This is a genomic window from Salegentibacter sp. T436, assembly GCF_001932675.1.
Classification (GTDB): Bacteria; Bacteroidota; Bacteroidia; order Flavobacteriales; family Flavobacteriaceae; genus Salegentibacter; species Salegentibacter agarivorans.
The window spans coordinates 221,580-239,940 of the sequence record NZ_CP012872.1 but is presented as its reverse complement, the minus strand read 5'-3'; the positions used below and the strand labels follow the sequence as shown (position 1 = coordinate 239,940).

The 18,361-nt window shown below is 38.1% G+C and carries 16 protein-coding genes; 9 read left to right on the top strand and 7 right to left on the bottom strand.

Annotated elements, in window-relative coordinates; genetic code table 11:
* Positions 1-2,424 (top strand): sodium-translocating pyrophosphatase, encoded by a 2,424-nt coding sequence (locus AO058_RS01055; RefSeq protein WP_075324828.1) that lies wholly within the window; start codon positions 1-3, stop codon positions 2,422-2,424.
* A 187-nt stretch (positions 2,425-2,611) separates the two neighbouring features.
* Here AO058_RS01055 and AO058_RS01050 read toward each other — a convergent pair whose 3' ends face one another.
* The gene (locus tag AO058_RS01050) at positions 2,612-3,094 is read right to left on the bottom strand and encodes a YciE/YciF ferroxidase family protein (RefSeq protein WP_075324827.1); all 483 of its coding nucleotides are present in this window, start codon (positions 3,092-3,094) and stop codon (positions 2,612-2,614) included.
* 211 nt (positions 3,095-3,305) lie between these two features.
* Between AO058_RS01050 and AO058_RS01045 the strand changes: the two genes are divergently transcribed.
* From AO058_RS01045 to AO058_RS01030, 4 genes are all read left to right on the top strand, one after another.
* A complete protein-coding gene (locus tag AO058_RS01045) occupies positions 3,306-3,554 on the top strand; it encodes a DUF7218 family protein (RefSeq protein ID WP_075324826.1) in 249 nt (82 codons plus the stop codon).
* A 1-nt stretch (position 3,555) separates the two neighbouring features.
* Positions 3,556-4,332 carry a non-homologous end joining protein Ku gene (gene ku, locus AO058_RS01040; RefSeq protein WP_075324825.1) on the top strand — a complete coding sequence of 259 codons (777 nt, stop codon included), beginning with the start codon at positions 3,556-3,558 and terminating at the stop codon, positions 4,330-4,332.
* Positions 4,333-4,335: 3 nt separating this feature from the next.
* Entirely contained in the window at positions 4,336-6,795 is a 2,460-nt protein-coding gene (gene ligD, locus AO058_RS01035) for a DNA ligase D (protein WP_075324824.1), read from the top strand.
* Positions 6,796-6,952: 157 nt separating this feature from the next.
* Positions 6,953-7,987 carry an App1 family protein gene (locus AO058_RS01030; RefSeq protein WP_075324823.1) on the top strand — a complete coding sequence of 345 codons (1,035 nt, stop codon included), beginning with the start codon at positions 6,953-6,955 and terminating at the stop codon, positions 7,985-7,987.
* Between the two features lie 12 nt (positions 7,988-7,999).
* Here AO058_RS01030 and AO058_RS01025 read toward each other — a convergent pair whose 3' ends face one another.
* The gene (locus AO058_RS01025) at positions 8,000-8,665 is read right to left on the bottom strand and encodes a sterol desaturase family protein (protein ID WP_075324822.1); all 666 of its coding nucleotides are present in this window, start codon (positions 8,663-8,665) and stop codon (positions 8,000-8,002) included.
* Positions 8,666-8,676: 11 nt separating this feature from the next.
* The gene (locus tag AO058_RS01020; protein WP_075324821.1) at positions 8,677-9,291 is read right to left on the bottom strand and encodes a deoxynucleoside kinase; all 615 of its coding nucleotides are present in this window, start codon (positions 9,289-9,291) and stop codon (positions 8,677-8,679) included.
* Between the two features lie 177 nt (positions 9,292-9,468).
* Here AO058_RS01020 and AO058_RS01015 point away from each other — a divergent pair, with 177 nt between their 5' ends.
* On the top strand, positions 9,469-10,362 hold the full coding sequence (locus AO058_RS01015; protein ID WP_083634113.1) for a DUF302 domain-containing protein: 894 nt from the start codon (positions 9,469-9,471) through the stop codon (positions 10,360-10,362).
* Here AO058_RS01015 and AO058_RS01010 read toward each other — a convergent pair.
* Positions 10,359-11,276: an AraC family transcriptional regulator gene (locus tag AO058_RS01010; protein ID WP_075324820.1), complete on the bottom strand. Its 918-nt coding sequence runs from the start codon at positions 11,274-11,276 to the stop codon at positions 10,359-10,361. The two genes, AO058_RS01015 and AO058_RS01010, sit on opposite strands and share 4 nt — an antisense overlap.
* A gap of 111 nt (positions 11,277-11,387) precedes the next feature.
* Between AO058_RS01010 and AO058_RS01005 the strand changes: the two genes are divergently transcribed.
* Complete coding sequence (locus tag AO058_RS01005) at positions 11,388-12,887, top strand: aldehyde dehydrogenase family protein (RefSeq protein WP_075324819.1); 1,500 nt, start codon at positions 11,388-11,390, stop codon at positions 12,885-12,887.
* Positions 12,888-12,889: 2 nt separating this feature from the next.
* Positions 12,890-13,249 carry a DUF779 domain-containing protein gene (locus AO058_RS01000; protein WP_075324818.1) on the top strand — a complete coding sequence of 120 codons (360 nt, stop codon included), beginning with the start codon at positions 12,890-12,892 and terminating at the stop codon, positions 13,247-13,249.
* Between the two features lie 136 nt (positions 13,250-13,385).
* Here the strand turns inward: AO058_RS01000 and AO058_RS00995 are convergent, their stop codons facing one another.
* The 3 genes from AO058_RS00995 to AO058_RS00985 all read right to left on the bottom strand — a co-directional run bounded on the left by AO058_RS00995 (position 13,386) and on the right by AO058_RS00985 (position 17,568).
* Complete coding sequence (locus AO058_RS00995) at positions 13,386-13,754, bottom strand: DUF6122 family protein (protein WP_075324817.1); 369 nt, start codon at positions 13,752-13,754, stop codon at positions 13,386-13,388.
* Positions 13,755-13,817: 63 nt separating this feature from the next.
* Positions 13,818-14,159, bottom strand: coding sequence for a DUF202 domain-containing protein (locus AO058_RS00990; RefSeq protein WP_075324816.1), 342 nt, complete (start codon positions 14,157-14,159; stop codon positions 13,818-13,820).
* 115 nt (positions 14,160-14,274) lie between these two features.
* The gene (locus tag AO058_RS00985; protein ID WP_075324815.1) at positions 14,275-17,568 is read right to left on the bottom strand and encodes an amidohydrolase family protein; all 3,294 of its coding nucleotides are present in this window, start codon (positions 17,566-17,568) and stop codon (positions 14,275-14,277) included.
* A 149-nt stretch (positions 17,569-17,717) separates the two neighbouring features.
* Between AO058_RS00985 and AO058_RS00980 the strand changes: the two genes are divergently transcribed.
* A complete protein-coding gene (locus AO058_RS00980; RefSeq protein WP_075324814.1) occupies positions 17,718-18,245 on the top strand; it encodes a DinB family protein in 528 nt (175 codons plus the stop codon).
* Positions 18,246-18,361: the final 116 nt, after the last annotated feature.

The following is an 18,361-nucleotide window of genomic DNA, read 5'->3' as shown; positions in this document are numbered from 1 at the left end:
ATGGAATCAATGATGATTTATATGCCTGCAATACTTGCAGTCGTTGGCCTCGTTTTTATGTGGGCCAAACGTTCCTGGGTATTAAAACAGGATGCCGGAGACGGCAAGATGAAAGATATTTCTTCACACATCTACGAAGGGGCGCTCGCCTTTTTAAATGCAGAATATAAATTACTTAGTTTTTTTGTAGTAGGAGCCAGTATTGCACTAGCTGCTATTGCTTATGTAGTGCCAACCACGCATTACCTGATTATCGTTGCTTTTATTTTTGGTGCGTTTTTCTCTGCCCTTGCCGGAAACATGGGAATGAAAATCGCTACCAAAACTAATGTTAGAACCACCCAGGCGGCCAGAACAAGTCTACCGCAAGCATTAAAAGTTTCTTTTGGTGGCGGTACCGTTATGGGGCTTGGCGTTGCCGGTCTCGCCGTATTGGGACTTACCGGTTTTTTTATTCTTTTCTTTCATTATTTCATGGGGGGCGAATGGACAGATACTACACAAATGACGGTAGTCCTGGAAACTCTTGCCGGTTTCTCTTTGGGTGCCGAATCTATAGCCTTATTTGCCCGTGTGGGTGGCGGAATTTACACTAAAGCGGCCGATGTTGGTGCCGATTTAGTAGGTAAAGTTGAAGCAGGAATTCCTGAAGACGATCCTCGAAATCCAGCCACCATTGCTGATAATGTAGGTGATAACGTTGGGGATGTAGCCGGAATGGGTGCCGATCTCTTTGGAAGTTATGTAGCTACCGTTCTTGCGGCGATGGTTTTAGGAAACTATATTATTGAAGATATGGGCGGAAATATCGTTGATTCCGGATTTGGTGGAATTGGCCCTATTTTACTGCCTATGGCTATTGCCGGTGCCGGAATTATCATTTCTATAATCGGAACTTTATTAGTGAAAATTAGCAGTAACTCGGCTAAAGAAGCTGAGGTTCAAAAAGCATTAAATATTGGGAACTGGACAGCTATAATTCTTGTAGCTGTGGCCAGTTATTTTCTGGTAACCTGGATGCTTCCTGAAGAAACCCTAACAATGGGCTTTTTTGTTGGCGGGGCCGAAGGTTTTGAATATATGGATATCTCATCTATCAGGGTGTTTTACGCTTGTTTAGTAGGAATTGTTGTTGGGGGTGTGATTTCAGCAGTAACCGAATATTATACAGGTCTTGGTAAAAAACCGGTGCTTTCTATCGTACAAAACTCAAGTACGGGTGCCGGAACCAATATTATTGCCGGTTTAGCTACCGGGATGATCTCAACATTTCTTTCCGTATTATTATTTGCAATTGCAATTTGGGCATCTTACGCTTTTGCAGGCTTCTACGGTGTTGCGCTAGCAGCTTCAGCAATGATGGCCACTACGGCAATGCAGTTGGCAATTGATGCTTTTGGCCCTATTGCCGATAATGCCGGTGGAATTGCTGAAATGAGTGAACTTCCGGCTGAGGTTAGAGAACGTACAGATATCCTGGATTCCGTAGGAAACACTACCGCGGCTACAGGGAAAGGTTTTGCGATTGCTTCAGCAGCGCTTACTTCTCTGGCGCTTTTTGCCGCGTATGTAACTTTTACCGGAATTGACGGAATCAATATTTTTAAGGCTCCTGTTTTAGCGATGTTGTTTATTGGCGGTATGGTGCCGGTCGTATTTTCCGCATTAGCAATGAAATCTGTTGGGAAAGCAGCGATGAAAATGGTAGAAGAAGTTAGACGACAGTTTAAAAGTATTCCCGGGATTATGGAAGGAACCGCGAAACCTGAATATGATAAATGTGTGGCGATTTCTACTGAAGCGGCTTTAAAAGAAATGTTGTTGCCGGGAGTTTTAACCATTGGTTTCCCTATCGCGATCGCCCTTATCCCGATGCTTTTTGGATATGAAAATGTATTGATTGCTGAAATGCTTGGAGGTTATATGGCCGGAGTGACGGTAAGCGGAGTGCTTTGGGCAATTTTTCAGAATAACGCAGGTGGTGCCTGGGATAATGCTAAAAAATCTTTTGAAGCAGGAGTAATGATTAATGGAGAAATGACGTACAAAGGTTCTGAGGCACATAAAGCGGCAGTAACCGGAGATACCGTTGGTGATCCTTTTAAAGATACTTCAGGACCTTCGATGAATATTCTAATAAAATTAACCTGTTTAATTGGTTTGGTAATCGCCCCCATTCTTGGAGGCCATACCGAAGGCGATATTCCTAACGAAGGGGCTTCTATAGAAATGGAAGAAAGTATAAATGCTGAAGATCTTTCAGAAGAAATTCAAGTAAATATGACTTCGGAAGGAAATAAAACCATCGCTAAAGTAAGAATCACCACTACCAAAAAAGGGAAAACCACAGTTCAGCAAAAAACCTTTACAGGTACTAAAGCTGAAGTTGAAAAACAAGTACAGGATTTAAAAGATAAAGCCTAGTATTTTAAGGTTTTTAGAAAATAAAAAGGCTGTTTGATTTTTTCTGTTTTCGTCAAGCTGTCCCGATGCTTCGGGATTGTTTCAGCTTCTAACATGAAATAAATTATAATCATGTTAGATCCTGAAATAAATTCAGGATGACGTTTTAATAGGATGTCAAACAGCCTCTTTTCTTTAAAATACAGACTTATTTAGCCTTTTTATTTACGCGTTTTTCAGCGAGTTTATTTAGGTCTTCATCTGCGGTGTATTCCTCATCAAGGGTTTTCTGCAATGTTTTTGCTGCATCCTTATGGCCTAATTCTTTGGCATATCTCACCAAAGTACCGTATCCGGAAATTTCATAGTGTTCCACCCGCTGGGCATCTGCAATAAGACCGGCATCCCTTACATCATCTTCTGCATCTTCTTTTAGAAATGACTCTGCTTCTTCAATAAGGCCTTTCATCGCTTTGCATTCTTCACCGGTAGGTTTAAACCCTAAGTCTTTACTTACTTCTTCCAAACGTTTTTTGTGCTCTTTAGTTTCTTCCAAATGGTCTTCAAAAGCTTTCTTCAGTTTTTCATCGTTCGCAGCTTTTGCCATTTTTGGTAAGGCTTTTACTAACTGGCTTTCGGCACTATAAAGGTCCTTTAATTGGTGTTCGAATAGATCTTCTAACTTTTTCATAATTAAATATTTAATGGTTAAAATTGTTAGATAAAATTATAAGCAAACTGAACTAAAGCAAGTTAAATGAGTGATAAAGCTTTGTTGTTTATTCCTTAAAATTTTTTAAGCGGAAGTTTACCTTTTTAATTTTAACAAAGCTACAACTAAGCTTCCGCAGTAATTCCCTTAATTTTAATTAGAAACTTTTTATTAACCAAAATTGAATGTTATGGCTAAAGATCACGGACCATCAATTAAGAATGATGAACAGTATGAGGAACTTCGCGATAAAGGAATGAGTAAATCTAAAGCCGCGAGAATTGCAAACGATTCTAAGTCTGGTGAAAAAGGCGGAAAAGCCGATAAATATGAAGAACGCTCTAAAGAAGAACTCTATGAGAAAGCCCAGGAGGTTGGTATTGAAGGCCGAAGCGATATGACCAAGGATGAGTTAATTAAAGCTCTTAGAAACCACTAGAATGAGATCTATCTGGAACGGCTCTATTAGCTTCGGACTGGTTTCCATACCGGTAAAATTATATTCTGCTTCAGAAAGTAGAAAACTCGATTTAGATATGCTTGATAAGCACGATAATGCCCGAATAAGGTATAAACGTGTGAATGAAGATACCGGGAAAGAAGTGGAGTGGAAAGATATTGTAAAGGGTTTTAAAAAGGATGAAGATTATATTGTGCTCGAGAAAGAGGATTTTGAAAATGCAAACCTTAAAAAGAGTAAAACCATAGATATTGAAGAATTTGTGGCCGAAGATGATGTGGCCGAGGTGCTTTATAAAAAACCATACTTTCTCGAACCACAAAAAGAAGGAGGAAAATCTTATAATCTACTCCGAGATGCATTAAAAAAAACCGGGAAACTGGGTGTGGCTACTTTTGTGATGCGCCAAAAAGAGCATTTAAGCCTGGTTGGCGTTTATGATAAAGCCCTGGTACTTCATGTAATAAGGTTTTCAGATGAAATCAGGGAAACCAAAGACCTGAAATTGCCAAAAACTAAAGTCGCCAAAAAAGAGGTAGATATGGCTATTTCTCTTATAGAACAATACACTACAGAGTTTGATCCAGATAAGTTTAAAGATGTTTATAACGATCAATTAATGAAGATCATTGAATCTAAGAGCACCGGTAAAAAGCCGAAGCCGCAAAAATTTAAAGATGAACCTACCCAGGCCAAAGATCTTATGGCTAAACTAAAAGCCAGTTTAGATAAAAAGAAAAAATCTAAAGCATCCTAAGCGATGGGTTTAGAAGATTATAAAAAGAAACGTAACTTTAATAACACACCAGAACCCGGTGCCGATTTTTCTACCGAAAACCGGGGAAGGTTTGTTATTCAGCGGCACGAGGCTACGCGCCTGCACTACGATCTACGCCTGGAAATGGAAGGCGTTTTAAAAAGTTGGGCTGTTCCTAAAGGTCCCTCCATGAATCCTAAAGACAAACGTCTTGCCATAGAAACCGAAGATCATCCCGTAAAATATTTACATTTTGAAGGTACAATTCCTAAAGGAAATTATGGTGCAGGGGAGATGCAAATTTGGGATAAAGGCACGTTTAAAGCTGCGGCAAAAACCAATGATAATCTTGAAGAACAATGGGAAGATGGTAACCTGAAAATCGTCTTTAGCGGCAGCAAAATTAAAGGTGAATTTGCGTTAGTGAAAACTAAGCGAGGTGATAAAAAGAACCAGTGGTTGTTGATTAAAAAGAAAGACGATTTTTCTACCGATCTGGATTACGATGCGGAAGTTTTTACTGAAAAATCTTCTAAAAGCAAGGATTCCGATAAATCTAAAGGAAAAGTCAGGAAAATAAAACCTTCAGAATTTATAAAGCCCATGCTCGCTACCACGGGCAAAAGAATATTTAACGATCCCGATTGGATTTACGAGTTAAAATGGGACGGTTACCGCGCGCTGGCCAATATTGAAGACGGCAAAGTAGATCTTTATTCCCGCAATGGGATTTCCTTTAATTCTAAGTTTTCAAAATTGGTTAAAGATTTAGAACAGATTGAGCACGATGTGATTTTAGATGGTGAAATCGTGGTATTGAATAAAGAGGGAATTCCGCAGTTCCAGGCTTTGCAAAATTATAATGAAAACACGCCGGGAGCCTTGCGTTTTTATGTTTTTGATATGCTTTTTCTCAATGGCCATTCTATGCTGGATTTACCACTTTTAGAACGCAAAAGTTTAATCCCTGAAGTTTTGGAAGATCTGGACATGGTTCAATATTGCGATCATATAGAAGGAATGGGCACCGCATTTTATAATAAAGCCATAGACCTTGGATTGGAAGGGGTGATCGCCAAAAAAGCCGATGCTACCTATTCTCCCGGGTATAGAACTGAAAAATGGCTAAAGTTAAAAGGTGAAAACACCCGGGAAGTGCTTATTTGCGGTTACACCACTTCAGAAGGTGCTATTTTTGGTTCCTTAATTATGGGCGCTTATGAAGATGAAGATTTAAAATATATTGGAAATTGCGGCACCGGTTTTTCGAACGACGAACAGAAAGCATTGCTAAAAAAGTTTAAAAGTCGTGAGCGTAAAACCTCTCCTTTTTCAGAAAAAATAAATTTAAAAGGAAGAGAACCGGTTTGGATGCGCCCCGATTTGATTGCTGAAGTAAAGTTTTCAGAAATTACAAAAACCGGTAAATTAAGGCATCCGGTTTTTAAGGCTTTGCGAAAAGATAAAGAACCGGAAGAAATTTTAGCCGAAGACATTGTTGAAAATAAAGTTTCCGAAGAAAAGAAATCAACAAAATCATCTTCTATAAGGAAGTCAGGAGAAAGCCTGGAAATAGATGGGATAGATGTTCCGTTTACTAATCTGGACAAAGTATACTGGCCTGATTCCGGGTTCAGGAAATACGATTTAATAGATTATTACATCCAGGTTTCAGAAGTGATGTTACCCTACTTAAAAGATCGTCCCCAAAATTTACATCGGCATCCTAACGGCATTAAAAAACAGGGATTTTACCAGAAAGACAACGAAGGAAATTTACCCGATTGGATAGCAACCACAGAAATTTATTCGGAATCTTCTGAAAAGGATATTGAGTATTTGCTTTGCCAAAATGAACCAACGCTTTTATATATGGCTAATTTGGGTTGTATAGAGATCAATCCGTGGAATTCCCGGGTGAAGAATCTTGATTCACCAGATTATACGGTAATAGATTTAGACCCTTCAGATAAAAATACTTTTGAAGAGGTTATTGAAGTTGCCCAGGCTGCAAAAGAAGTGATGGATTTGGCTAAAATTGAGGGTTATTGCAAGACTTCAGGTTCAAGTGGACTTCATATTTATATTCCGCTGGGCGGAAATTATTCGTATGATGAAGCACGGGATTTTACCAAATTGCTGTGTTATTATATCGCAGATAAAGTTCCAAAATTAACCAGTATGGATCGTGCTAAAAAGAAGCGAAAAGACAAGATCTACCTGGATTATTTACAAAACCGAAGAGGCCAAACTTTAGCTTCTGCCTATTGTGCACGCCCAAAACCCGGTGCGCCTGTTTCCGCTCCTTTAGAATGGAAAGAAGTGAAAAGCGGACTTAAAATTCTCGATTTTACCATTACAGATATGCCGCAGCGAATTCAGAAAAAAGGAGATCTATTTACCAAAGTACTGGAAGAGGGGATTGATATGGAGAAGGCCATGCAAAACCTGGAATCTTCCTAAAGTTTATTTAAAAGCAGGGCCAGGCTTCTTTATAATTTTTAAATTGACTGGATAATCGAGTCTTGATAGCTCCAGGTTTACCTCGAAATTTAAATATATTTTCTATAAATACTCCCTTGAGCTTGCTCGGGGGGTAATTTATGTAAAGTGCAAATTAATGAAGAAAAGATTACGCAAACTTGCTGGCCGGTATAAGCTTATAGACCAGGTTTTAATTACGCCCTATAGAAGCTATGGAACCCATTCACACCTTTATATAAAAGGGCGCGTGTTGGATAATGAACCCTTAAAAATCACCCAGGATGCGAATATTTTTAAAACGATAAAAACCACTTATAAACAATTTGATACGTTTGAAATTCCTGATGCGCAGGTAGATTTAAGTCTTCCGGGAAAAGTACAGGCCACCACACAAACTGATGACGAAGGTTTCTTTTTATTTGATAATACAATAGAACAAAACCTGGCAGAACACGCCGACGAAGAGGGCTGGCTGGATTATGATATTTTTTATAAAGGTCCGTTAGGAAAAAAGACAGAATTGTTGGAAGATCCTTTTAAGGGAGATTTTTTAATTCCCGATCCAAATGCTGAATATGGAGTAATTAGCGATATAGACGATACTATTTTGCACACCGGCGTAACTTCATTTTTAAAACTGCGGTTGCTGAAAAATTCACTGCTTACCAATGCTTATAATAGAATCCCACTAAAGGGTGCAGCTGAATTTTACCAAAAACTGCACACCGGTAGAGATGGTACGCCTAATAATCCTATTTTTTATTTAAGTAACAGTCCGTGGAATTTATACGAATATCTCAAACTATTTTTAGATCACAATGCTTTCCCGAAAGGGCCAATTTTGCTTCGAAAATTCAGAACGCCTTTTGATGGGAGTATAAAACCTGAAAAACCGCACAAACAAAAAGAGATCGCAAATATTTTAAAGACTTATCCTGAAATGAATTTTATTCTTATTGGTGATAGTGGCGAGCACGATGCATCTATTTACACCGAAATCGCTGCACAGTATCCAGATAGAATTCTGGCAATTTATTTAAGAAGCGTAAAGCATAAAAAACAAATGAGCCGCGTGCGCAGTATCATAGATAATTTTGAAACCACGCCTGTACTAATGGTTGAGACCTCTCAAGAAACCGTAGAACATGCCAGGGAACACGGTTTTATTTAGAAAACTAAAAATTTAATCGTCTATACTTTGCCCAACTGCTGTTTTTCTACTTGCAGGCGCTTTTCTTGGCATTGTTCTAAATATATGATCCCATAACGGAGAGGAAACCCCAAAGGCCCTGTCTGATTCGCGATAATGGTGAATACTGTGATGGTGCCATAAAGTTTTCAGGAAATTATTGGGCACTTTAAAAGCGTGTACCGAATAATGCACAGCCAGGTAACCCGCGTATCCTATTAAAAATCCGGCTAAAAATCCGAATACATAATCGCCTAAAACTGCCCGGTAAATTATAAAAAGTACTGTAGCGATTATAAGGCTTAAAACCGGAGGCATTGCCAATCGTGATTTATCTTTAGGATAATCGTGGTGCACCCCGTGCATAGTATAAGAAATTTTCTTTTTACGTTCACTAGTTGCGGGAATATGATACAAATACCGGTGCATTATATATTCTACAAAAGTGAAAAAGAAAAGTCCGGCTACGAAGAGGCCTACCATTATTGGTGTTTCAAACCCTTTTTCGATAATTCCGTAGTAAATTAATGCCACTGCAATTACTCCAAAAATAATCAACGGAAAAGAAATATGCGTGTGCGTAAGTTTTTCTAAAATTGGGTTGTCAAATAACTTTGGAGAACCCTTATGTTTTGGTCTTTTAAGTTTTGTTGATTCCATTTTTATTAGATTTAAAATAAACCATGAATTTCAGCGTCAATACGGTTGATAATATCTCCCAAATCTTCGGGGTTATCTACAAAATTAATATTGTCTACGTCTATTATTAACAAATTTCCTTTGATATAATTGTGTACCCAGGCTTCATATCTTTCATTTAACCTGCTTAAATAATCTATTGAAATCGAGTTTTCGTAGTCCCGACCTCGTTTATGTATCTGCGACACCAAATTAGGAATACTACTTCTTAAATAAATAAGAAGATCGGGTCCCTGCACCACGCTTTCCATAAGGTCAAAAAGCGAACTGTAATTTTTAAAATCCCTATTGGTCATTAAACCCATTGCATGTAGGTTTGGTGCAAAAATATGGGCATCCTCATAAATAGTTCTGTCCTGTATTATCTTTTTTCCGCTTTCACGAATTTGTAAGATTTGCCTAAACCTGCTATTTAAAAAATAGATCTGCAGGTTAAAAGACCAGCGTTCCATTTTATTATAAAAATCTTCGAGATAGGGATTCTCCAATACATCTTCATACTGCGCTTCCCAGTTGTAATGTTTTGCCAATAATTTAGTAAGCGTGGTTTTACCTGCTCCTATATTCCCTGCAATCGCTACGTGCATAAATTCATTAAATTAGATAGTTATTTGGGGCGCTAAAAAAGCGCGGGTGTAAAGATACAAGAATTAAAGCTGCCTGTATTTTACACCCTGTCAAAATACTCATAAATCTTGAAAAGCTAAAGGATTTGAATCTATATCTCCCTAAATTTGATTAAATTAAAACAAGAATTACGGCTTATGACATCAATGTTAAAATTTATTTTCTTTTTATTTTTCTTCGGAATTTTTATCGGTTCGGCGCAGGAAAAGCAAAACGACCATCTTATGATTACTGAAAGTAAGTATGGTTTTGAAAGTACCGTATTAAGATTAGAATCGGTGGTGAAGCAAAATGAAGCCCTTTCACTTTTTGCTAAAATAGATCATTCTGCAAATGCCGAAAATGCGAATTTAGAACTTAACAAAGCCAGTGTTCTAATTTTTGGAAACCCTAAGCAGGGAAGTTTACTTATACAGAAAGATCAGCTTGCCGGTTTGGATCTTCCGCTTAAAATGTTGGTGTATAATAATGCTGATATAACCGAAGTAACATACTGCAGTATAAATTACCTGAAATCAAGGTTTGAATTTAAAGGAGTCAGGAATCTATCTAAGGTGAAAAAAGGGCTTAAAGATATGGCTTCAAAAGCTTCAGGCGGAAAGGTTAAGAAATCGGGAAAATTTAAAGTAGATACCCATGAAGGCATTGTTTCAGAAATAAGCGAATTTGATTTTAAAACTACTTACGACCGACTGATCACTGCTATTGAAGAAAATCCTAATCTAAAAATTTTTTCAGAAATAGATCATTTTAAAAATGCAGAGCAGGTGGGTGTGGGATTGCGTTCTACCAGGTTAATCATTTTTGGCAATCCTAAAGTTGGTACACCAATTATGCAGGAGAACTCCAGAATTGCCCTGGAGTTTCCGGTTAAATTTCTGGTTTGGCGGGACGAGGCCGGGATAGTAAAGATTTCTTATAACGATCCTGCTTTTTTAGCCAAAAGGTTTAAACTAACCCAAAATATTTCGCAGTTGGAAACTATGAAAAATGCTTTAGAGAATTTGAGTAAAAATGCAGCGAAATATTAAGTGAGATTATCTTTAACCAGTTTTCTGTATTGATTTGGAGTTATTTTCTCGAAACGTTTAAATTGACGGTTAAAATAGCTGGTATTGTTAAATCCGCTCTTATAAGCGATATCGGCAAACTTGCTATTTGTTCTTTGGATTAGTTTCTTCGCAAATTTAATTCGTTCCCCGTTTAGATAATCTATAGGACTTTCACCAAGCGTATTTTTAAAACTTCGGTAAAAATTTGAAGTACTCATGCAGGCTTTATCTGCCAGTTTATCTACCTGAATGTTTTCGGTAAGATGTTCCCGCATATATTTTACGATAAACGCCATTCTATTATTATCAAAAAGCGTTTCATTATCCAGCAGCATTACTTTTGCTTTAGTTTGAAGTAACCTGATAATAAGTTCCTTTACCATTAAATCTAACAACGCATCTTTAGCTTTACCATCTTCCAGGAAAGTGCTAAAAATGCGGTCTAGCACAAATTGAACCTGATGATTATTAGCTAAATGAACAGCGCTGGCATCAAAGCTATGATGATCATTTTCGAAATCTATTCGAGTATTTTCATTAAAGATTTCTACGGTTTCTTTTATTTTATCGGGATCAATTCCCAGGGCGAGGCAACGTGTAGGATTTTTTGAATTGGCAAGGGGAAAATCTATTAGCATTTTTTTATCTGAAGGTAACACCACCGATTCTCCCGGGAAAAAATCAAAAGATTTCATTCCTTCCAGGTGCATTATTTTTTTGCCCGTAAGCATACTCGCAATAATTGGAAAACTAAACTGAAGGTTTACACTTTCTGCTACCTGCCGGGTTTCAAAAACATTTAATTCAGCATAATCAGCACTGTAGATCGTCCTGTTTTCAATAGAAGTATTCAGCTTTAAATTGCGATTATAGTTTGATATATTGGTATTCAAAACCCGTTTAATTTAATAAGTTAATAGTAATGTAATACTTATTTGTAGAAAAGTTCAATTATTTACTCTTAAAATTAGGGATATTAGGAATGTAATTTAAAAAATATTTCTATGAGCTATTCAGCACCAAAATTTAAAGAAAAATATGGCAATTTTATTAACGGGAAATTTCAGGATCCCATAGATGGGAAATACTTTGAGAACCATTCGCCGGTAGATAATAAATTACTAGCCAAATATCCAAGATCTAACGATAAGGATGTAAAAAGCGCGATAGAAGCTGCTAACAATGCTAAAGATGAATGGGGCAAAACTTCGGCCTCAGAACGGGCTGCGATTTTGCATAAAATAGCCGATGTGATACAGGAAAACCTGGAAACTTTCGCGCAAATGGAAACCGCCGATAACGGGAAGTCTATACGCGAAACAATGAATGCTGATGTTCCCCTGGCGGTAGATCATTTTAGATATTTTGCTTCAGCTATTAGAGCAGAAGAAGGATCGGCTACAGAACTTAACGAAAATACCCTTTCCTTAATTATCAACGAGCCACTTGGCGTGGTTGCTCAAATTATTCCCTGGAATTTTCCACTATTAATGCTTGCCTGGAAAGTGGCACCCGCATTAGCTTCTGGAAACTGCGTAGTTTTAAAACCTGCAGAACAAACGCCTGCTTCTGCAACATTTTTAGCTGAAAAAATTGCAGATCTTTTACCTCCGGGAGTTTTTAATGTTATTCACGGTTTTGGTCCTGAAGCAGGGAAACCTTTGGCTTCCAGCCCAAATGTAGATAAAGTGGCCTTTACAGGAGAAACCACTACCGGGCAGTTAATTATGCAATATGCTTCAAAAAACCTGCACCCGGTAACCATGGAGCTTGGAGGGAAATCGCCTAATGTCTTTTTCAATAGTATTATGGATCACGACGATGCTTTCCTTGATAAATGTATTGAAGGCGCTGTGCTTTTCGCGTTTAACCAGGGTGAAGTTTGTACCGCACCATCCAGGATTTTAATCCAGGAAGATATTTATGATGAATTCATTAAAAGGGTGATAGAGCGCACCAAAGCTATAAAAATGGGTAATCCGTTTGAGGAGTCTACGATGATGGGCGCACAGGCTTCCAGTGATCAGCATCAGAAAATCCTGGAATATATTAAGATAGGTAAGGATGAAGGCGCTGAGGTTTTAGCCGGTGGTGATGCAGCAAAACTTGAGGGAAATTTAGCCAACGGATTTTATATTCAGCCGACTATTTTAAAAGGCCATAATAAAATGAGGGTTTTTCAGGAAGAAATTTTTGGACCTGTGGTAGCGGTTTGCACCTTTAAAGATGAAGCCGAAGCCATTGAAATTGCAAATGATACGATGTATGGTTTGGGTGCCGGAGTTTGGACCCGAGATGCGCATCAATTATATCAAATTCCGCGCGCTATAAAAGCCGGGCGGGTTTGGGTAAATTGTTATCACGATTATCCCGCACACGCGCCATTTGGAGGTTACAAAAAATCTGGTTTCGGAAGGGAAAATCACTTAATGATGCTGAATCATTATAGACAAAGCAAGAATATGCTAATTTCTTATGATAAGAATAAATTAGGATTCTTTTAAAAATGGACTATAAAAGAGTAGAAGTAACTCCTGAAGCAGAAAAACTACTGCAAGAACTTAAGCAACAGCACGGTGAGGTGATTTTTCACCAAAGCGGTGGCTGTTGCGACGGGTCTTCACCTATGTTACTGCCAAAAGAGGATTTTTATATAGACGAGAACGATATTTTAATGGGAGAAGTTGGCGGCGTAAATTTTTATATGAGTCACGACCAATTTGAATATTGGAAACATACCCATTTAACTGTAGATATTGTAAAAGGTAGAGGCGGAAGTTTTTCGCTTGATATTCCTACCGGTTATCGCTTTTTAATAAAATCGAGAATGCTAAATGATGAAGAAAACAAGAATTTAAACCCTTAAATTGTTGCTTAATCAGAAGCCTGAGAACCGAACATTTCCCTAATATTCAGGTTTTCGGGCTTTTTTACTCGATAATCGAGATTTAATGCTCCGAGGCTTGACTCTAAAATTTGATGTTTTAATTTTTCTGAAAAATTTAATTAAACCACTTATAAATTTCAGAAGAAGTATAGCATTCATTGCATTTAGAAAACATCCACAGGCAGTCTATAAAATCGGTAAGCATATGAAAGAGCAAACCGATGAATATTAACTTCAGAAGCTTATTTTTAATAAAAAGAACCCCTAAAACATAGCCGATAATTGCAAAATGAGAATGTAAAGGATGATAGCCAATTCCACAGCGCATGGGGTCAAATAGAGGATTGGCAAAAACATGGTCCAGATCTACGGCCATAGTGGCGAGTAAGATAAGCCAGTTCCTTTTCCAGTTCTTTTTGTCGTAAAACCAGGCAATAGCGGCAATAGCTATAAAATGAAGAAAATAATGGGTGAATGTTTGCAATTGAAGTTTTTAAAAAATTGAAGCTTCTAAAAAAATATCAAACCCTGGACCTCAGTAAAATTATTAATTATTTTCAGGCTCTTCTTCCTCTTCCGCTGAAGACTCTATTTTGCCCTTTAAAAGATCCTTCATCTTATTTTTTAGTACGATGAATCGCCATATACCGATAGTAAGAAACAATACAGAAATGACCAGGGCCAGATAGCCAATATAATGCATCTCTTCGTATTCTTTTAGCTGAATTAATGCCAAACCACCCAAAAGAAAATACATAGCTGCTTGAGTGTAGGATAACAACGTACGTTCATTGGCCAGCTTAGTTCTTTCCAGCGCAAGATGTTCACGAATGATGCTTTCATCTATCTTTCTGTGAGTGAAAAGCTTTCCAAATTTAACCCTTCTCATAAAATTTCATATTTCAGCATAGAAACTGGATAGTTAATTTGCTTTAAAAGTTACCAAATTCGGTTTGTTTAAGCAAGACTTAAATTTAACTATCCAGTTTGTGTTTTTTGGTTTTTTAATTAGTCAACCTATGGCAAGTACAACCGGGAGCGGTAAAGCTCTGGGTGCTTTCGTGCCACGGGAAAGCTGCATTGTATTTGTTGTCTTCCCAATAGAATTCACCGCGTTCTTTCGGGTTATTTCCAATTTCGTTCATCGTTTCAGCATCATATAATCTGCCGTTTACCATCGTGTAAATAACCGATTCAGAATTACGAATATCTTCTAATGGGTTTTCTTCCAAAACAATCAGGTCGGCTAGTTTTCCTTCTTCTAAAGATCCAATTTCGCTAGCCATTCCAATATATTCGGCACCGTTAATTGTAGCTGCCTGTAAAGCTTCCATATTGGTCATTCCGCCCATTTGCAGTAACCAAAGTTCCCAGTGAGCGCCAAGTCCCTGTAGCTGTCCGTGTGCACCAAGGTTTACCTTTACGCCAATATCAGAAAGTTCTTTGGCGGTTTCTGAAACCAAAATAGGTCCGTTTTTATATTCTTCTTCAGGAAGTTTGGTACGATGTCTTGATCTGGAATCTACAATTTGTCGCGGTGTGAAATTGAGCAAACGTTCATTTTCCCAAACGTTATCTTTTTGATAGAAGTAATACTCACCGTTTATTCCGCCATAATTTACAATCAGTGTTGGCGTATAGCCAGTATTGCTGTTTCCCCAAAGCGTTTTTACATCTTTATAAACCGGAACCACGGGAATATTATGTTCTATCCCGGTATGCCCGTCTACAATCATATTCATATTATGTAAGAAGGTGCTTCCGCCTTCGGGAACCACATTCATCTCCAGTTCTTTTGCCGCCTGCATTATTTGCTGGCGCTGTTCACGGCGAGGCTGGTTATAACTTTTTACCGAAGTCGCACCAAAGGCTTTCGTTCTCCTTAAAGCCGATTTAGCATCTTCCAGGCTATTAATTACTGCTTTAAAATCGCCTTCAGCACCGTAAAGAATAATTCCTGTTGAATAAATTCGTGGGCCTACCATTTCACCGGCTTTTACCATTTCAGCCATACTAAAAATGCTTTCACTTAAAGCCGAAGGATCGTGCACGGTGGTAACTCCAAATGCCATATTTGCATATAAAGGCCAGTGCTTTTCTGGCGTTAAGCCATATCTAAAAGCGCCAATATGCGCGTGGGCATCAACAATTCCAGGCATTATTGTTTTTCCTTCCAGGTCATAAACTTTCGCATTATTCGGAATATTTACTTCGGAAGTTTCACCTACAGAAACAATTTTATTTTCTTTAATTACAATGCTTCCATTTTCAATAACCTTATCACCATTCATAGTAATAATCCTGGCGTTGGTAAAAGCAATTTGCCCTTCCGGAATATCGGTTTTTAGTTTAAGTCCGATTTTGGTTCCTTCCTCGGTAATATCAGGAATAGAATCAGGAGAACTCTCCAGGAAAGTAAAACGCTCTGAAACTTTATTAGTGAAATATTCGTCACCTAAAGTCCAGTGTACATTTTGGCTGTTGTTCGACCAGTGCAGGTTCATCCCCGCATCTTTAGTGATTTGTGTTACCGGGATAGTTTTGGTGTTATTGTCTAAATCCAATGGTCGCCCCGTCATAGTAAGCGGTGCCAAATAAGCCTGGTGCAAATGACTAAAAACAACCCATTTATTATCTGGGCTTGGCACTAATCTATTGGCGTGTTTTGAATTGATATGCGTACGCTCGTCGTTTCCGCTTAGATCAATACTTTTTAAACTTTTTTCCAGGCTGCCCATAAGCGCGCCACCGGTTTGAAAGAAAATTCGGGAATCGTCTTTGCTAAACATTGGGAAATCTCCGGAATCGTGGATCTTCTTTTTATTTTCTCCGGAAGCACTAATCGTATAAATACCCGGTTCTTTACTAAAAGTTTGTCCCTGGTCACTGTTACCGCGCTCCTTTACAAAAACGATTTGCTTACCATCGTTGGAAAAAGCAGGGTTTCTATAAATACCTTTTTCTGAAGTGAGTTTTTGCGGATTTCTACCACTCAAACCTACTTTCATTAATGCACCCATTTTTGAATCACTCCAGGTAACATAAACGATCTCTTTTCCGTCTGGCGAGAATGCAGGTTCAAATTCAAAAGCCTCACTGCTGGTGATTCGCTGAGGTTTTCCGTTTGGTAAAGATTTTTTCCATAAATAACCTACCGCGTTAAAAACAAGGGTTTTTCCGTTAGGGGAAGTCACTGCGTGACGAATCACTTTAGGGTTAAATTCTTCCGAAAATACCTGGTGTTCGCTTCTATGGGTTTCTGCAATCTCTATGGTGTTTTCAACTTCAAAAGGAATAATTTCAGAGGAATAATCTTCAATATTTACTTTATTGATCTTTCCTTCACTCCAAAAAACGATTTCTTCTCCCGAAGGCATCCAGCTAAATCCGGGATAAACCCCAAAAATCGCCCAGGCCTCCTGTTGGTCTTTACTCAATTTATCATAAACCGGCCATTCTTCGCCGGTTTCCAGGTCGTGAATAAATAAAACCGATTTTGTTCTCACTCTTTTTATAAAAGCAAGCTTCTTCCCATCAGGTGAAACTTGTGGTCTTGCTGCTCCGCCGGGACCACCTGTAATAGTAGTGTTTTCACCGGTTTCAAAATCGTATCTTTTTATAACATAGATTTGCTTGTTAGGATCTTTATTGTACTGAAACATTCCGCCAGGGTACATATCTTCGCTGTAATAAAGGTAGCGCCCATCTGGAGAAATGCTGGGTTCGTTTACATCCTGTTGGTCGTTTTTACGTTCGGTAAGTTGTAAACCTCCTTCGCCACCAATGTGGTATAGCCACATTTCTCCGGCCCCAAGAGAACGGCCAGAAGTAAAATGTTTCCTGGCTACAATGGCATTTCCGTCTGGAGTCCAAACCGCATTGTTTAGCAATCTAAAATTTTCTTTAGTAAGTTGGCTGGCATTTTCTCCATCGGCATCCATAATCCAAATGTTATCGCCTCCACCGGCATCGCTGGTAAAAGAGATCTTAGAACCATTTGGGCTAAATCGCGGCTGAACTTCATAAGCCATTCCGCTTCTTAAAAGTGTTGCTTTTCCACCACTAACTGGCATTTTATAGATATCACCTAAAAGATCGAAAACTATGGTTTTTCCGTCGGGAGAGACATCAAGATTCATCCAGGTGCCTTCATCAGTTTTAAGCGGAACTTCTTTAATGTTCCAGTCATCAGAATAAGGATCATTTACGTCCCATTTCTTTTCTTCTTCTTTTTCTTGTGAAAATAGGTTTGGAGCGGCCAATAAAATAAATAAGGCCGGGAGGAATTTTTTAAACATAGTGTGATTTTTTAACGAGGCTAAATATACTATGAAAAGCTCAAAAGCTCTAATTGCATTAAGGGATTTAATATTTGGAGATTATTTTATCTAATTCCGTCTTTTAAGTAAGTTTGATTTAAGATTTTCTAAATTTTAATTCTTGAAAAATGAATAAAAATAGACCTGAAGTGTGGTTACGGGGAAAAATTCCTGATGTTCCAGATTTACTACAACCTGCTGCGCACGCTCTCTTGCAATCGGCGGAAGAAGTGGAGAAATATATGATCGGTTTTCCTGAAGAATTGCTTTGGAAAATGCCTGCAGGAAGAGCTTCGGTTGGATTTCATTTACAGCATTTAACCGGAGTAACCGATAGAATGCTAACCTATGCTAAAGCCAAAAAATTATCTGAATCTCAATTTCGGTATTTAAAAGATGAAGGAAAACCAAATGACGATATTTCAGCGGAATTTCTTGTTCAGAAATTTCAGGAAAAAGTAAATGAAGCAATCGATTTTCTTAAAAATACACCTGAAGTTATTTTAACCCAATACAGACCGGTAGGAAGAAAGGAACTGCCTTCAACGATAATCGGATTGCTTTTTCACGCTGCAGAACATAGTCAGCGACACGTGGGGCAACTTTTGGTAACGGTGAGTGTTTTGAAAGATAGTTCAGATTCGTTACAGTCCTAAATAATATATACTTGTTCTTTTTCCATTGATAAAAAAGAACCAAAAAATCTAGGCTTACGAAACTGTATCTAAATTTATCGTTCGTCACCTAAATTTTAGGAACTCGCAAGAGGAAT

What these genes read in the sequence shown, in the direction of transcription:
- AO058_RS01000 (WP_075324818.1), top strand. Translation starts at nt 12,890, where the DNA reads ATGGACTATAAAAGAGTAGAAGTAACTCCTGAAGCAGAAAAACTACTG.
- AO058_RS00990 (WP_075324816.1), bottom strand. Translation starts at nt 14,159, where the DNA reads ATGAGAAGGGTTAAATTTGGAAAGCTTTTCACTCACAGAAAGATAGAT.
- AO058_RS01045 (WP_075324826.1), top strand. Translation starts at nt 3,306, where the DNA reads ATGGCTAAAGATCACGGACCATCAATTAAGAATGATGAACAGTATGAG.
- AO058_RS01055 (WP_075324828.1), top strand. Translation starts at nt 1, where the DNA reads ATGGAATCAATGATGATTTATATGCCTGCAATACTTGCAGTCGTTGGC.
- ligD (WP_075324824.1), top strand. Translation starts at nt 4,336, where the DNA reads ATGGGTTTAGAAGATTATAAAAAGAAACGTAACTTTAATAACACACCA.
- AO058_RS01050 (WP_075324827.1), bottom strand. Translation starts at nt 3,094, where the DNA reads ATGAAAAAGTTAGAAGATCTATTCGAACACCAATTAAAGGACCTTTAT.
- AO058_RS00980 (WP_075324814.1), top strand. Translation starts at nt 17,718, where the DNA reads ATGAATAAAAATAGACCTGAAGTGTGGTTACGGGGAAAAATTCCTGAT.
- ku (WP_075324825.1), top strand. Translation starts at nt 3,556, where the DNA reads ATGAGATCTATCTGGAACGGCTCTATTAGCTTCGGACTGGTTTCCATA.
- AO058_RS00985 (WP_075324815.1), bottom strand. Translation starts at nt 17,568, where the DNA reads ATGTTTAAAAAATTCCTCCCGGCCTTATTTATTTTATTGGCCGCTCCA.
- AO058_RS01025 (WP_075324822.1), bottom strand. Translation starts at nt 8,665, where the DNA reads ATGGAATCAACAAAACTTAAAAGACCAAAACATAAGGGTTCTCCAAAG.
- AO058_RS01015 (WP_083634113.1), top strand. Translation starts at nt 9,469, where the DNA reads ATGACATCAATGTTAAAATTTATTTTCTTTTTATTTTTCTTCGGAATT.
- AO058_RS01030 (WP_075324823.1), top strand. Translation starts at nt 6,953, where the DNA reads ATGAAGAAAAGATTACGCAAACTTGCTGGCCGGTATAAGCTTATAGAC.
- AO058_RS01020 (WP_075324821.1), bottom strand. Translation starts at nt 9,291, where the DNA reads ATGCACGTAGCGATTGCAGGGAATATAGGAGCAGGTAAAACCACGCTT.
- AO058_RS01005 (WP_075324819.1), top strand. Translation starts at nt 11,388, where the DNA reads ATGAGCTATTCAGCACCAAAATTTAAAGAAAAATATGGCAATTTTATT.